Consider the following 14,675-nt stretch of genomic DNA (forward strand, 5'->3'; position numbering starts at 1 on the left):
GTATTAGCGGGCGCGCGTTAGGCCGTCGTAATAGTCACCGCTGTCGATCATCGGAGACGCAGGAATATCGAGACGCCGATCGCGCTTCAGCGGCGGATAGCCATAACGGGCGACCGAGGGGATGCCCAGGGAATCCGCCGTGACTGCCAGATGGTCGCGGTCGGAAGTGGCGCCCTCATAATATTCGCCTTCCTGCGCAAAGGCAGCGCCGCCAGCAAAGGTGGATACCATCAGAGTGGCGAGCATGGTGGAAATGACAGAGTTTTTCATGGTCGTTGTTCCTTGTTTAGGCTGATCGGCGTCTGGTGCGACCCAACCGATCAATGTCTTGAATGAACTGTTTGGATGCTTTGCTTCCGGGGTCTACTGCTGTTCGTCGCCGGCAAGCCGGTTGTCGCGACGGGTCGGGGCCCGGACCTGCGCCACGTCACGCGTGGCATCGGCCTTTGCCTCGGTTTTGGCGGCATCCGCCGGGGCGGCGACCGAAGCCTCGTTTCCCGAAGTCAACCGATGGCCGTCATAGGCCAGGACGTGTCCGGCAAACGAAGCCATGCACGCCGCAGCGATGAGGAGGGCAATCTTCTCTATAGGCACAGTCATTTTTCACTCCATTGTTTGGCGAAACCCGCTTTTGCGGACGTCGTGCTTGATTTTAAGTCTGCAAGACAGCAGTCGCTGTCATCGATTTCCGAATGACTGGAGGATCTCCTCTCGGCCCGTTGAACGGTGTTGCCGAAGCTCCCGTGAGCTCATCCTTCGGAGACGAAAGTAGGCATGAGGATCTGCCTCACCGGCTTGAAGCGTTTGTGAGCGTTCCCCTGCCGATCGGTTGAGTGCTGCCGAGGACGGCCATGCCAGCCAGCCGGACCGTGTTCTCCACCGTCTTTCGTGATGAGACTTTCTCTCGAACCCGTCATCGCCCCGCCAGCGCGGCGTTAAACTTCCGTAAAAAATCGATGGTGAGAAAACAATGGAGAGGACTCATCGACTAGAATTTCGCACATCGGCGAGTGTAAGAAGATATTCTGATAGAATATCGTAATAATCACAAATATTCCGAAAAATATTTTGGCATTAGACGCCACGGCGCGTGACGCAAGCATGACGTGAATTCCGTTTATATACAGTTATACTCGGAGTTCACGCGGGAATCTCTCGTGATGCCTAAGGGCTTCCCGATACCATCTGGTGCTGGTTGTGAAGGGCTTGATATTGTAATTGTGTCAGGCGGCGCCGGAGAGCGGGATGTTATGGGAAATGAGGCGCTGCAACTGAAAGGGAATGGGCGCCGGACCTTCGATCGGAGGCTCTCCCGACGTGACTAACCGCGCAACCATGGCCAAAGATCGAAAATTTTATCGCAACGTTCCGGTCGCAAAAGCTTGGCTTCCACGACGGACGTTGTGTGCGACCCTGCTGTGCTCAGGAATGCGTGGGAGACAAATTGGGTTGATGTCGGTCCCGGTTTTATGAATATGCGCTTCGCAGGCCGACCGCCCTTGCGGCCTCCCTCCAAAAGCTGCATCCGGCTACGGTCGGGCGGCGAACGGAAGCATGGCGATTGGACGTGACCGCTTCGAACGCCCTTGGGACTTCTGCGCGTTTGCGGTGCGTCACGCCGTCGGAGACGATCTGTTCGCCGGCGCGCGCTATCAGCAGATAAGGGTGTCGGTGATGCGCCAGCTTGCTGATCAGCCGGCGTCGTTTCGCCATTGCCTCCGCCAGTTCCTGCATCTTCGGAACAGTGTGCAGGATATCGCGCCCCAGTCGGGCTGCAGCGCTGTCTTCGAAATGGAACCGGGGCAGCCGCTTGATTTTCCCGACGCTCAATCCGGCATTTTCGTGGACGGACACGATGTCGTCCAGTCCGTCGGGCATCCACCCCAGGCCGAACGTTTCTTTCTCCTCCTGGCGAAGAGAAGGAGGCGCATCGGCGTCGTAGACATAGTGGCAATCCATCAGGAGACCGCCGGGCCTCAGGCATCTCGCTACCATTCGGTAGAGATCCAGCGGCTGCTCGAAAAAGGCAGCACTTCCTCCGCAGATGATGACATCTGCCTCCGATATGAGGCCTGGCAGCGCGGCACTGGCGACGCAGGAAAATATCGCCGTCGAGTCCTCCATCCCTGCCACCTCTCGCGCGACCTCGATTATCGCCGGATTTTCGTCCACACCAATCACTTCGGCTTGCGGAAAGGCCCGTGCAACCCTGCGGCTGATCCAGCCGGTATTGCAGCCGAAGTCGACGATCTTGCGCGCGCCGCTGGGAAAGGCGGCCAGGATCGCCTCCATCATTGCTTCCCCGCCAGGCGGTACGTTCTTCTGTTTCAAAGCTGCGACGATCGAGAAATAGTAGTCCTGGGAAGAGAGGGTCTTCATGGCTGACACACCTTGCAATCGAGGCTCTTGGAAACGGGGTGGAGTGAGGCATGGCCCATGGCCGGATTGAAGAGCCAGCGATGGCCGCGCAATGAACTGCGGTGACTAAGGCGTTCGATGGCGATCTGCGAAACCGCAAAACAAGCGATCAGGGCGTTATCGGCCGGCGACGGCGGCGCTGCGACCCCCGTGTCGGCCGATGCTGGCAATGTCGAATAGCAGAAAGGGCAGGCATCGTCCGGCTGCGCCACCAATGGCCCGGCGACACAAAACGGTCCGATCTGGCCGACATGCAGGTAAGGTGGAGGCTCCGGCGCCGTCGCGTGATATTCCGCCAGGAATTGGCGGGCCAGAGAAACGTCGTCCTCTGCAAGTATCAGGAATGGTTTACGTGTCCGGGCCAGAGTGAGCCGGGCAGCTTCCGCCCCATCGGCGAACTGGGTCATGATTGCAGCCGCGGCGGAAAAGCGGGAGGCGAGATAAGTTGCCAACCGTTCGCTCTTTAATCGACCAGCGTCTTCCGCCGCCCCCCAGCGCATTTGTTCTTCGCTGCTCGCTTCGATGCGGTCGCCGTCCACCAGGAAGAAATTGCGAGCTCCGAGAGCTGCAAGCTGGGAGGCAATCTGGAAGCCGAGGCCTCCGCATCCGACAATTATGAAATCCGTGTCGTGAATGACCTCAAAGAGATCGGTATGATATTCGAAGGCTCTCATGATCGTTTACCTTGCTTGAACCGGCCGAGAACTGCTGGGAACTCACAGGAACCGCGCCCACCCATCACGCATGCTCCATCACCGTGGAACTTGACGTCCCCGCCAGCGCGACATCCTGGATGGCAAGCTCATCCGGAGGCTGCCTGGCCGCTTTGCGGATCATATGAAGCCGGCCATCATACCAGAGGCTCAGACCATCGCCGCTGCTCTGCAGCATCGGGCGGCCCATTCTCGGGTCGATCGGCTGTTCCCCCCGTAGAAGCACCTGTCCGAGATCCCAGGCCTGACGATCCACGACACACAGGCGCTGGGCATAATAGGCCTTGCGTCGGGCCGGCGGCTCGCATTCCAAAAGCCGGTCGATGAGCGCCAAGATTGCGGCGCCCCAGGATGGAATGACGGCGATGTCCCGGAGGTCGAGAAGAACATCGCCGCCCAGACGCTCGATCCCCTCGCGGGCGATATCGATGAGCGGAACTAGGCGGGCAGCATACGCAATGACAAAAGCTGCTTCCCGCGCGCGGTGCTCAGGCGGTGCTTCGAAAGGCAAGCATGCGATGCGGACGGCGCACTCCCAGGGAATGGCGTAGGCCGTATGCAGGATGCTTTCGAGCGTCTGTAAACTGTGTGTGTATGGCGATACGTATCGCCGCTCGACGGGCAGCGATAACGGCGCAGCCGCCGTATACAGCCGCAGCAGGACATGCCCCGCCTCGCGCAGAAGCTCAGCGGCGGTCGCCGGATAGTCTTCAGCGTCCAGTTTTTCCTGCGACAGGACCACGACGGCACTCCCCGGCAGGTCGCCGGAGCTGGAGAACGAGCTTATCGCACCGCGCCGGGTGCCGATATAAAGTGTGTGAAGGCCCGCAGTGAGCCGTTGATAGCCACCGGGATCGACGCTCGGAATCAATTCGATTGCCTTGGTGAGATGATCGTCGATCCGGTCCAGGTCGTGGTCGCTCATCTGGGTCTGCTCGAAGCCGGGATCGGACGGCCGGCCATGAGCGATGCGCTTGCGCATGGTGCGGCTTGCTTCCAGACTGTCGATCGGGACGAGACCGATACCACAGGCAAGCCGGCGGGCAGGACGGCGTTCGAGCGCAAGGTCCTCAGCCACAAGATCAGGCTGCAGGCTGTGGTCCACAACTTCGGAACTGGCGCCGTCGACGTAGCTTTCCAGCCCCCGCTGAAGCTCATCCATCCAAGCCGCCAGCGCGGGAGACCGGTAAGGGTCGCTTCGCACGGGCAGGAAGGCTGCGGTGGGCAGGAAGGCGTCGGCATCATGATATCCGCCATCGGCAAGGCCTGGGAAATAGCGGGCCAACGCCTCGACCCTTTCTCCGCAACCCGGAAGTTCGGAAGCAGCGGCCAGAATTCGGGCATAGCGGGGTCGCTGTTTCAGCATGTTGCCCGTTGCAGCCGCATTCACGAAACCGGGCTTTGAAAAGAGCGGATTGCGCTGGAGCAAGGCTCTGGCCTGATCCGCCAACGGCTCGATCTGATAAGCAGACATCTTAAGCTCTCCTCACCCCGGATGCTTCGAACCTCATCATGAGGCGCGCCACTTCAGGGAAGATTAGTTGCCGCCAGAACCGGCCGTACCGGCCCTCCGGCTTGAAACCACGATCCCGTCTAGTCTTCCGTTGAGAGGAGCTTCTTGTGGACCCGTCATCGGCACGCCAGCACCGCGTTAAACTTCCGTGAAAAGGAAGCTTCGCCGACAAAAAAGCCCCCTTTTTTAGGGGGCTTCAATTCTGGTGATCTTTGCCGAGAACCGGCCTTACGCAGACAATGCGGCAGCGATGGCTGCCGGGACATCGGGCAGGCCGAACCCGAAAAAATAACTCATATCGAGAGCATCTTCGCCATCCGCATTCATGCAGTCGGCAGTCAGTGCGCGTATTCCCGGTGCGACCATCGCATCCAGCCGGGCCGTGGACTGGAGGATTGACTTGACGGAAGGGCCGGAGAGCCGTGCATCGCCACCATTCTGGGTCTTATGGGCCCGCTGGATCAAGGCGCATATGCCCCCCACCTGTGCGGAGGCTCCCGACGTCCCCCCGAACGTGGTGTAGTAACCTCCACCAATGCCGGGATTGGTGGAGGACGGCACCATGGACGACCATGGATCCGCGCCCCGGTCGTAACCGAATGCGCCCGGAAGGTCGGTCGTCAGCAGTGAGAAGTGAGAATACCTATATTCCCGCAGCCCGAATGCCTCATGGTCATGTTGGGCGGCGAAAGGGGACAGGCGGTCGACGCGCAACTGGTGACGATTGAAGACCTCGCCGTCATCGGATGGCGAGACGACCGTAAGCCCCTCTCCGTAATTGCTGTATCCCGAGCGGTAACCCTCGACGGTGACCGCGCCAACGGCGATTATCCCGTTGTCATCGGCAGCAAGATTGGCCGGATAGATCAACTGACTCTCGCCGCTGTTTCCCGCCGCGCAAACGATCGGAATATGATGGCTGATGGCGACGATGAGCTGCTTGAGGATATGCCACGCCCTATCGGGGTTTGATCCCTTTTGCGGGGCTTTGGGCTCCAGTTCGGCGCCGCCCTGCTCGGCCAGAGATATACGGGCGAACAGATCGGCGGCGATCTGATTTTTCCAGCGTTCGAGATCGGCTTTTAGTTCGTTCTTCGGAATAACCCGACTGCGCTTCGGGTCCGGCAGGCCGCGTGGCAGGACGATGACATCGACGCGCTGATGATAGGCGTAGAGGAATGCGGCGATGAACTGCAGGACATCGTCCTCGAAAGACGTCCTGATCGAGATCACCCGGGAGAAGGGATCGACACCGAAATAGGGAAGAACGTTGCGATTGGCGCTCGGGCATGGCGTGCCGCCAGCACCGTAGAATACGCCCTCGGGGAGAGCCGAGGCACCGCCGTCCTGCGTTGCCACGGCCGGTTCGCCGGCAATCAGGCCGGCACAGCAGGTGCCATGGGAGGCAAAAAGCGACTCCGGGTGGAACAGCCGTCGCACGACGCCCTGCGAGGCCGCATATTCCGCGACAATGTCGTCGAGATATTCGCGATCGTCGTTGGATAGGCCGAGATTTCCCAACGGCGCGATATCAAGCCCCCCGAAGAAGGCCTGTTTTTCTTCACGGTCGAAAGATGTGGTTGCATCGAGGATTTCGGCGACACGCGAACCGTAGCGATGGCTCGTCAGGTCGATCGAGGCTTCACGGTCAAGCCGGGTCGCCAGATTCGGATGATCGGGCGCTATCCCAACATCGATCAGCGCCACGCGGGCGGGATGGATAAGACCGGCAGCCGCAATCGTATCCCAAACGCTTCCCCCGATCTCCGGGTCGGGGACGGGACGCGCCGCAGTCTCGTTTTCGGACGGCGGTACGATCGGCGGCGAACCGTAGTCGGCATCGATGACGCCCAACGCCGTCAGATGCCAGAGATAGTAGTAGTTCATCGGCGCGGCCTGCGGCGCTTCCATGTCGGCGGACGTCATGATCTTCGTTCTCCCCAAGGAATAAAATCGGCCTCACACCCATTCGTCGTGGACCGCCTGGAACAGCGGCCCGAACGCGTCATGGAGGTACGGAGCGAAACGCCGCGCCAGGTCCCGGCCGGCTTGCGTGTCGCTCGGATAGTGCAGTCCGGCCCATTCGCGATTTTCAGCGACATTCTGCGCGATACGGGCGAGTTCGTCCGTTGCCGGATGTTCAGGCAGGATCGTCGAAAAAGCGAATACGATCGAAAAACACTGGAAGGCATGGTTGCTGGGATAGGATTCGTGCACCGGCACGGGCAGAAGCGGTCGCAACAGGGATTCGAACTGGTTCGGCCGGAGCCTGTTGAACTGGCTCTTGTAGAGAAGCCCCACATATTCGCAGGCGGTCAAGATCGCCTGAAACAAGCCCTCGGTCTGTTCGTACCCGCCAATGTCCTCGATATACAAGGCGCGGGTAAATTCCGATACGGAAATGGTCGCCTCGGCCTGGATGTCGGGCATTCGCCTCGCCCGCTCACGATCGCGCCGCTGCATGGAAAGCAGCACCGCCGCCTCCAGCCGGGTATAGTCCGGACCGGGTGGCGGCGGGATGTCGAGTATTTCCCAGGTAAAGCGCCGCGCGGCCGTGAACGCGTTGCGCGACGGCTGCTGGTGCAATCGGCGCAATTCGAACGCCGGGATGAGTTGCGACATGCCGAGGCTCGCGCCGTCCATCGTCGACTTGTTTTTGTTCTTATTCTTGTTTTTATTCTTGTTCTTATTCTTGTTCAGCGTGGCCTTGTTGAGCACCGACTTGTTTGCAACGCTCTTGTTGAGGACCGAGGCAGCTGCCATCGTTGCCATCATCAACGGAGGCTCGTCTATGGACAGGCCCTCCTCAGGCATATGGGCCGGCGCAGGTGGAACCGGGGGAGACGGGTCCACCGTCTCGGGGATGGCCTCGACAGGCCTCGGTTCGCAGGGGAGAACCGTGTCCGGCTCAACCCTAAATCTATAAGAATTTAGAAAATATACAATCTTTGATTGTTCTTCCAAATTTGCTTCCCCTGCCATGCCCCAGCCTCCCCAAATGAGATCATCGTGAATGTTGCCTTAGCGAATTCTGGCGCCAGCCTTGATCAGGCCGTCGAGCAACAGCTTTCCACCGCCAGTGCTGAGCAGCGGATAGCCCGTGCCGCGAAACGAGGTTATGGAAAACCCGTTTTCAACCTTATCGAGCCGTTCCACATATTGGCGTGCGGCATCCAAATTGCCCGTGTGAGCATGGCTGGAAGCGAGATAGCGCAACAGGCTATTGAAGTTCGGCCGGGAATGCAGTGCATCCTCGCCTGCCGCTATTGCCGCCACGTGGTCTCCCGCCAACCCGGCGCTGATGCATTTCGTCGTATCAAAGTAGTATTTATGAGGGCTGTAGACGCCGAGCTCCTGCACCCACCGGGCCATTGCACTGGCCCTCTCTGGCTGCCCCGCATAGCAGTGCAGCATGGCATAGAGGTCCCAACCCAGCGGCAAGGCCGGGTTCAGCCGGATCGACTTCTCGAACAGCCCGGCTGCGTAATCGTACTCCCGGAATAGGAAAGAGTGGACATGTCCGACCAGCGCCAGGGAGACGGAATTATTCGGATCGAGTTCGAGAGCCTTTCGCGCATAGGCCTGGGCCTCTTCGATCAAATGCGCGTCCAGCACACTAAAACGCTGGCCGACCTGGAATGTGCGGATGAAGGACAGCCAGGCGAAGGCAGACGCTCGCGGCTGATATTGAATCTGCTCCTGCAGCCGCTTTTCCGCTTTTTCGAGGTCGCCTCTCGAAAGGCGGAAGATCGCGTTGACCGCATCGATGAAGAGACCATCGCGGGTCAGGCGACCGTCGCCGGCGCTCAACTCCTGAAACAGCGACAACTGGTCGACCGCCTGGCTGATCAGAGCCGCGGCGACCCCGTATTCGGACCGCTCCATCTGGATGCGTCCGATCATCCGGCTGCCAAGCCATATGATCCGGTTGTCGAGCAGATGCTTGATCGCCAGCTCCACCAGCACCTGACTGCCATCGAAGGTCAGCCGCAGTTGAAGGCATAGTGGAAGGCCCATCTTTCGGTCCGGTTGCCCAAGATGCGGGTCGAAGGAAAGATCGGTAATGCCGAGCCCCAATCCGTCGAAGATCGCCTTGGCAAGCAGGTTCTGAAACTGCAATGCCGCGATCTGCCCCCCATCCCCAGCGCCGAGGACGATCGGCGGCTGGAGTGCGATGGTCCATTGAATATTGTCCGGCGACGGCGGCTTGTCCGGATCAGTGCCCACAGCTGCCGAGGGCACATTGCCTGGGCGCTGGTCAGGCAAGCCAGTCAAAGGCAAGAGCGCTGATAGCGTGCTGACGTCGCGGCGAGGTTGCTGCCGAGGTTCGAACACATCATCGACGCGCCCTTCTTCGATGCGTCGGTACCAGTTCTGTCTCTCGACCGTCAGCCAGTCCTCGAATTCAGGATCGCGGATATCCATGCCTTCGAGCAATTCGTCGGTGATCTGGTCGACCAGGCGCTCGCTGCGCAGCATCTCCTCGGTGTCGAGCGCGATGCGGTCCATGTCCAGCCACACGGTGTTCTTGTCGGCGATGATCAGATCGCGAGACGAACCCAGGGCTTTATGAATATCCAGCAGGGCCTGCCTTAGGCTCGCAGCCGCCTGATCCTCGGACCGGTCGCTCCACAGTTTGTCTCTCAGCCAGACCCGCGAGCGGGATCCCCGCGCAGACAGAGCAAGCATTGCGAGAATTGCCTGGGCCTTCTGGGACCTGGGGGTGGCAGATTTCCCTTTGCTGTCGACGAGACTGAACGGGCCAAGCAGGTACATCCGGAACACTGCATGTTTTGCATCCATGCGATCCATTGGCCCAACTCGTATTGTGCCCCTCTCGATCATCTCATCGAACCTGGGCTGCCCGTCCAGCAGACAGTCTGACACAAAAGCGGCCCTTGACAAGAGCGCTACAGGCGCACCTGCGTTTCGGCAGCGCATGTCAGCGTTGTGGCCATCGACGAACTGAAGCATAAAAAGCATCCCTGGAAACCGCAAACCTGCCCTAGCGCGCCGCTGTCAAAGCAGCGTCAAAACAGCGTTAAAGTCGAGGCGCAACGAGCGCATTGAAGCGGCGTCTCGCATTTTAACTTGAGAATCCCTGGGTTGACCCGAGACGGGGGGCTTTGCGAATGCCGGTGACGGACACCGATCCAAACTAAAGACAAATGCAGTTTTATATTACCATCCTGTTTGCTGGGGCAGCCGGCAGATGCGGCCATGAGGAGAGAATAGCCGATGCCAGATCGTCGAGGTGAAGCCTTGAGCAAAAAGCCCGCGCCGGTCCCGGCGCGGGCTTTTGTCCAGGTTTCAACAATCAGGCAGCGCGAACCAGCTGTTCTGCCTGACGCAGCGCCGAGATCACGCGGTTCTGGCCGCGCACGAGTTGGGTCTTGGCGAAACCGAGTTTCTCAGGGCCAAGCTTGTCGAGATCGGCGGCCGTCGAGATGGCCGGCAGTTCCGGGATCGGCAGGGCCGGGTCGTGGCGGAAACGCTGCTCGCGGGTGTAGTTGAGCGGCACCAGGATACGGGCGAGCCTCTGGATCACGTGGTTGGCGCTCTTGGCTTCGATCTTGCCGCTGTCGATCCCGGCGTAGAATGCGGCGAGTGCTTCGGCCAAGGACTCGACCGCCTTGCGGCTCGGTGAAAGGTCGAAGCGGTCACCGGCCTTCTTCTGGTAGGTGCCGACCGTGTGGACGAACTCTCGTGCCGTCGCACGCCAGTCGAAGGGCAGGATTTTTGCATTGGCATTGCGCAGCACGGCCAGCAGATAGACCTTGATGTCGCGCAGCATGATGTCCTTGTCGGCGATCTCAAGCGTGTCGTTTTCGGTGTGCCAGGCGATGTTGGCGCCGCAGCCGCCGACCGTGTAGTAGCCCTTTTCCTCGCGGTCGCGTTCCGTCATGGTCGAGGACAGCATCAGGTAGCTCGACAGGCCGATATTGTTGAAGGAATAGTCGCCGGCGCGGTGCGGGCGTTCGGCCTCGGCTTTCTTGCCGGCCACTTCCTCGATGACACCGGAGAGGAAGGCTTCCGTCTCGGTCATCATGCAGAGATTGATGAATTCGGTCGCCCAGCGGCAGCCGGGGCTGTCGCAATTGACCGAGGCGACGCAGTTTTCGTCGAGATCGAGCGCAAAATTGTCCGAGAACCAGGTGGAGCCGGCATAACGGCCGGTCGAGTGGCCCGGCCACCAGCAGATGCGGATCGAGCGCTTCAGCTTGTCGCGGTTGGCCCAGAGAACGCGAGCGATTTCAAGCATCGTCGCATCACCGGTCGCGTTGTCGCCGACGCCGACGTCCCAGCTGTCGAGATGGCCGTGCAGGAAGACGTATTTGTCCGGCTCTTCGGTACCCTTGATGAAGACCTCCGGCAGCTTCGACTTGAACCAGCCTTCTTCCATATCGGCGAAGATGGTGACCTCGGCGCCGGTCCTGGCAAGTTCGATCAGCGCATCGCCGCTCTCGCGGTTGACGGCGACGGCCGGGATCGACGGCTTGCGCGGCAGGTCGTCGAGATCGGGCGTGCCCCAGACGGTGGTGCAGGTGCCCCAGTGGATATCGACGCCGGGATTGATGGCAATGACGCCGACCGCGCCGAGTTCCGTGAACTGCGAAACGAGACCCGGATTGGCAAAGCCTTCCGAGAGAACCACCTTGCCGCGGACCCGGGCGGCGAGTTCCCCGGTGCCGTCGACGGTCTTTTCGAACATGGTCGAGATCGCCTTCGGCTGCAGGCTGGCGATGTAAACGATCTCGCCCTTCACGCCTTTCGATGCGTCCAGCGAATAGGACGGCGGCTTGGCGCGGAAGGTCCTATCCCCTGCTTCGACGCGGGCGAGGCCGGGGAGGCTGAGGAAGAGGTCGGCCTCATGCATCTTGACCTCGACGCCGTGCTTGGCAAGGCGCGCGGCAACCTCGTCCATGGCGCGGTTCACATCGGCCGGATGCTCGCGCTTGTAGGTCGCAAAGCTCTCTACCAGAGCCCAGGGTTCGTCCAGCGTCACCGCCCCCAGAACGGTGGATTCGATCTCGTCCATATCCGATACTCCCTTACTGTTTTATTGAGCGAAACGCTGTTTTACAAAACTCGAAAAAGCTAACAGAGGTTTGATGACCCCGCAAGCGGCTTCGAAGGGCTAGAACGCGCACCGATGAGAACGGGCGCCAAGGCGCCCGTCTATTTGCGGATGATTGGCGATCGGCTTGATCGAGCCTCAAGCCCTTGATTTGACGAGGCCGTTTTCGCCAGGGCCGTGGATGGAAAGTCGCTCGGATATTTCCGCAGCGGCGTCAAGGGCGGCCTTCAAATGGCTTTCGCGCCGCTCCTCGTCGAAACGGGCGACAGCGCCCGCGACCGAGATCGAAGCGATGATCGTGCCGTCGGCGCCGGTGATCGGCGCGGCGACGGAGAAGGCGCCTTCATCGAGATCGTTGAGCACAATATTGTAGCCGTTGGCGCGGATGCGTTCGAGTGCCTGGCGTAATTTCGCCCGGTCGGTGATCGTGTAGGGCGTGAAGGCTTCGAGCGGCTGGGAGAGTGCCGCATCGATGACCGACGGATCTGCGTAAGCCAGCAGAAGCAGCGAGCCGCCGCCCGCATGCAGCGGGCCATTGCGTCCCGCCTGGGCAAAAAGCCGGATTGAATGGCGGCCGGCGCGGGTCGCCAGAACGTAGGTCTTCAAGCCTTCGCGCACGACAAGATTGACGTTCTCGGATGTCTGGTCGCGGAGCATATCCATGACCGGCCGGGCGGCGTAAAGCAGGGCACCGTCCTTGCCAAGGCGCTCGCCAAGCACGCCGATGCGGTAGCCAAGCGAGAATTCGGCACGCTCCGGATCGCGCGATACGAAACCGCGCTCCTCCAGCGTATGCAGCAAGCGGAAGACCAGCGATTTGGTCATCCCCAGCGATTTTGCAAGCGAGGTCACGCCCTGGTCGGGGCGATCGGCAAGGGCTTCGAGAAGGGCCAGCGCCCGGTCCACCGCCGCGATCTTGTAGTCTTTTGGTTCGGTCATCGGATGGTCTCCTCCGGCATCTGATTTGGATTGCTTGAAGCTTCTTGCAATCTTCTTGGAATGTGTTTTACTCAATCTCAATGCGAAACGACGTTTCATAGAGTAAAACATTGAGGGCTGGGTTGCAAACCCTTCGAAGGCGCTCGTGCACAATTCTTTGGATTGAGTATCGGCATTGAACGCGTGGGAAACGTGTTCGAAGCCGATTTCGGATTTGCGATGCGGAGGGAGAAAACCCTTTGCCACATAAGAGAATAGTCAAGCTATTCAGAGGAGAACGACGATGAAGTCCGTTTTGAAAAATGCATTCGCAGCTCTTGTCCTAACGGCCATTGCTCTGCCCGCCTGGGCCGGCGATCCGATCCGCAAGATCACCATCCTGTCCCGTCCGCAGGCCGGCCAGCAGGCAGAATTCCAGTCCGTCCAGCTGATCGCCCAGGAATGGCGCAAACTTGGCCTTGACGTGGAAGTCCGGGCGATCCCCTGGGAGCAGATGTCCGACGAGGTCTGGTACAAGCGCGACCAGTGGGACTCCACCGCCTGGCAGATGGTCGGCCGTCCCGAGCGCTCCGATCCCGACGAGCTCATCTTCAACCTCTTCCATTCGTCAACCGCCAAAGACGGCTACAACTTCGCGGGCTACCTGAACAAGGACTATGATGCGACCGCCGAAGCCCAGCGCGGCGAGATCGATCCGGCCAAGCGCAAGGCGCTGGTCTTCAAGGCGCAGGAGATCCTTTCCAAGGACCAGCCCTACATGATGCTGGTGCATCCGAAGTCGACCTTCGCTTTCGACAAGACCGCCTGGAAGCCGGAATCGGTCATCAACCAGAGCGGTATCGGCATCCGCAACACCTGGACCTTCCTCGGTATCGAGCCGGCGAGCGCGAAGAAGGACCTGATCATCAACTCGTCCGACAATATTAAGGCGATCAACCCGCTTTATATCTCGGGCAGCGTCGACAGCTGGATCACCGAACTCGTCTGGGACCGCCTGCTGCGCGTCGGCCCGGATGGCCTGCCGAAGGCGTGGGCCGCCGAGAGCTTCACCTGGAAGGACGGTACCACGGTCGACGTGAAGCTGAAGTCCGGCATGAAGTGGCATGACGGCAAGCCGGTCACGGCTGATGACGTCAAGTTCTCGTTCGAAGCGGCGGTCGGCGGCGAAGCCCCGATGTACAAGCCCTTCGCCACGAACATCGACTCGATCACCACGAATGGCGACATCATCACCTTCAAGCTGAAGAAGCCGGCCGCCTCCTTCGTGACGTCCAGCCTTGCCAAGGTCAACCTGATCCCGAAGCACATCTGGGAACCGATCCTCAAGGATCTGGCCACCAAGCCGGAGACTGCGGAAAGCTATCAGGAACAGATGCCGATCGGTTCCGGGCCGTTCAAGTTCACCAGCTGGGCAAAGAACGAGTCCGTCACGCTTGCCGCCAACAAGGATCACTTCGCCGCGCCGAAGATCGATCGCTGGATCCTGCGTATCGTACCGAATGCGGAAGCCGCACTCGGCATGCTGCGCTCGGGTGAAATCAACTTCATGGGCGAGTTCACCGGCGATCCGCAGGTGCTGATCGACGCGGCCAAGAAAGACGGCGACCTGGAAGTGGTTTCCACAGTCGACATGGGCTTCCGCTACATCGCCTTCAACGAACGTCGCCCCCCCTTCAACGACCCGGCCTTCCGCCGCGCGCTTTCCGAAGCGGTCGACCGCCAGCTGATCGTCAAGGCTGCCTACAAGAGCTTCGCAGTCGGTTCGAACTCGATCGTCTCTCCGGCGCTCGAATTCTGGCATGACAAGTCGGTCGTCGACAGCTTCAAGACCGGTCAGGCCGTTGCAGCCAAGACCCTGAAGGATGCCGGTTATACGCTGGACGGCGGCAAGCTGCGCTATCCGGGCGATACCAAGGAAACCATCGCCGCCAAGTAATCTTCACGGGAGGCGGTGGACTCTCCCGGCGCCGCCTCCCCTTTTTGCCTGACGCTTGACATCGGCAGCCTCGCCTTT

11 protein-coding genes are annotated in these 14,675 nt (G+C 60.2%); 1 reads left to right on the forward strand and 10 read right to left on the reverse strand.

Features of this window, described 5'->3' with window-relative positions; translation table 11 throughout:
* Positions 1-3: 3 nt before the first annotated feature.
* The 10 genes from C5L10_RS00775 to C5L10_RS00820 form a co-directional block, all read right to left on the reverse strand.
* Positions 4-270: a hypothetical protein gene (locus tag C5L10_RS00775; RefSeq protein WP_105428100.1), complete on the reverse strand. Its 267-nt coding sequence runs from the start codon at positions 268-270 to the stop codon at positions 4-6.
* A gap of 93 nt (positions 271-363) precedes the next feature.
* Positions 364-600 carry a hypothetical protein gene (locus C5L10_RS00780; protein WP_172716847.1) on the reverse strand — a complete coding sequence of 79 codons (237 nt, stop codon included), beginning with the start codon at positions 598-600 and terminating at the stop codon, positions 364-366.
* A gap of 867 nt (positions 601-1,467) precedes the next feature.
* Positions 1,468-2,379: a bifunctional 2-polyprenyl-6-hydroxyphenol methylase/3-demethylubiquinol 3-O-methyltransferase UbiG gene (locus C5L10_RS00785; protein WP_105428102.1), complete on the reverse strand. Its 912-nt coding sequence runs from the start codon at positions 2,377-2,379 to the stop codon at positions 1,468-1,470.
* Entirely contained in the window at positions 2,376-3,092 is a 717-nt protein-coding gene (locus C5L10_RS00790) for a ThiF family adenylyltransferase (protein WP_105428103.1), read from the reverse strand. Before C5L10_RS00790 ends, C5L10_RS00785 begins: the two co-directional genes overlap by 4 nt.
* Before the next feature lie 64 nt (positions 3,093-3,156).
* Positions 3,157-4,416: an HEXXH motif-containing putative peptide modification protein gene (locus C5L10_RS00795; RefSeq protein WP_172716849.1), complete on the reverse strand. Its 1,260-nt coding sequence runs from the start codon at positions 4,414-4,416 to the stop codon at positions 3,157-3,159.
* 456 nt (positions 4,417-4,872) lie between these two features.
* Positions 4,873-6,570 (reverse strand): S8 family serine peptidase, encoded by a 1,698-nt coding sequence (locus tag C5L10_RS00800; RefSeq protein ID WP_245447880.1) that lies wholly within the window; start codon positions 6,568-6,570, stop codon positions 4,873-4,875.
* A gap of 33 nt (positions 6,571-6,603) precedes the next feature.
* Positions 6,604-7,626, reverse strand: a complete 1,023-nt coding sequence (locus C5L10_RS00805) for a phosphatase PAP2 family protein (protein ID WP_105428105.1) — start codon at positions 7,624-7,626, stop codon at positions 6,604-6,606.
* Between the two features lie 39 nt (positions 7,627-7,665).
* Positions 7,666-9,618, reverse strand: coding sequence for an SARP family transcriptional regulator (locus C5L10_RS00810; RefSeq protein ID WP_205837003.1), 1,953 nt, complete (start codon positions 9,616-9,618; stop codon positions 7,666-7,668).
* Between the two features lie 343 nt (positions 9,619-9,961).
* Positions 9,962-11,683, reverse strand: coding sequence for a M28 family peptidase (locus tag C5L10_RS00815; protein WP_105428106.1), 1,722 nt, complete (start codon positions 11,681-11,683; stop codon positions 9,962-9,964).
* Positions 11,684-11,860: 177 nt separating this feature from the next.
* The gene (locus C5L10_RS00820; RefSeq protein WP_172716850.1) at positions 11,861-12,661 is read right to left on the reverse strand and encodes an IclR family transcriptional regulator; all 801 of its coding nucleotides are present in this window, start codon (positions 12,659-12,661) and stop codon (positions 11,861-11,863) included.
* A 283-nt stretch (positions 12,662-12,944) separates the two neighbouring features.
* Between C5L10_RS00820 and C5L10_RS00825 the strand changes: the two genes are divergently transcribed.
* The gene (locus C5L10_RS00825) at positions 12,945-14,597 is read left to right on the forward strand and encodes an ABC transporter substrate-binding protein (protein ID WP_105428108.1); all 1,653 of its coding nucleotides are present in this window, start codon (positions 12,945-12,947) and stop codon (positions 14,595-14,597) included.
* The last annotated feature ends 78 nt before the right edge of the window (positions 14,598-14,675 follow it).

The sequence above is a fragment of the Neorhizobium sp. T6_25 genome, assembly GCF_002968555.1.
Lineage (GTDB): Bacteria > Pseudomonadota > Alphaproteobacteria > Rhizobiales > Rhizobiaceae > Neorhizobium.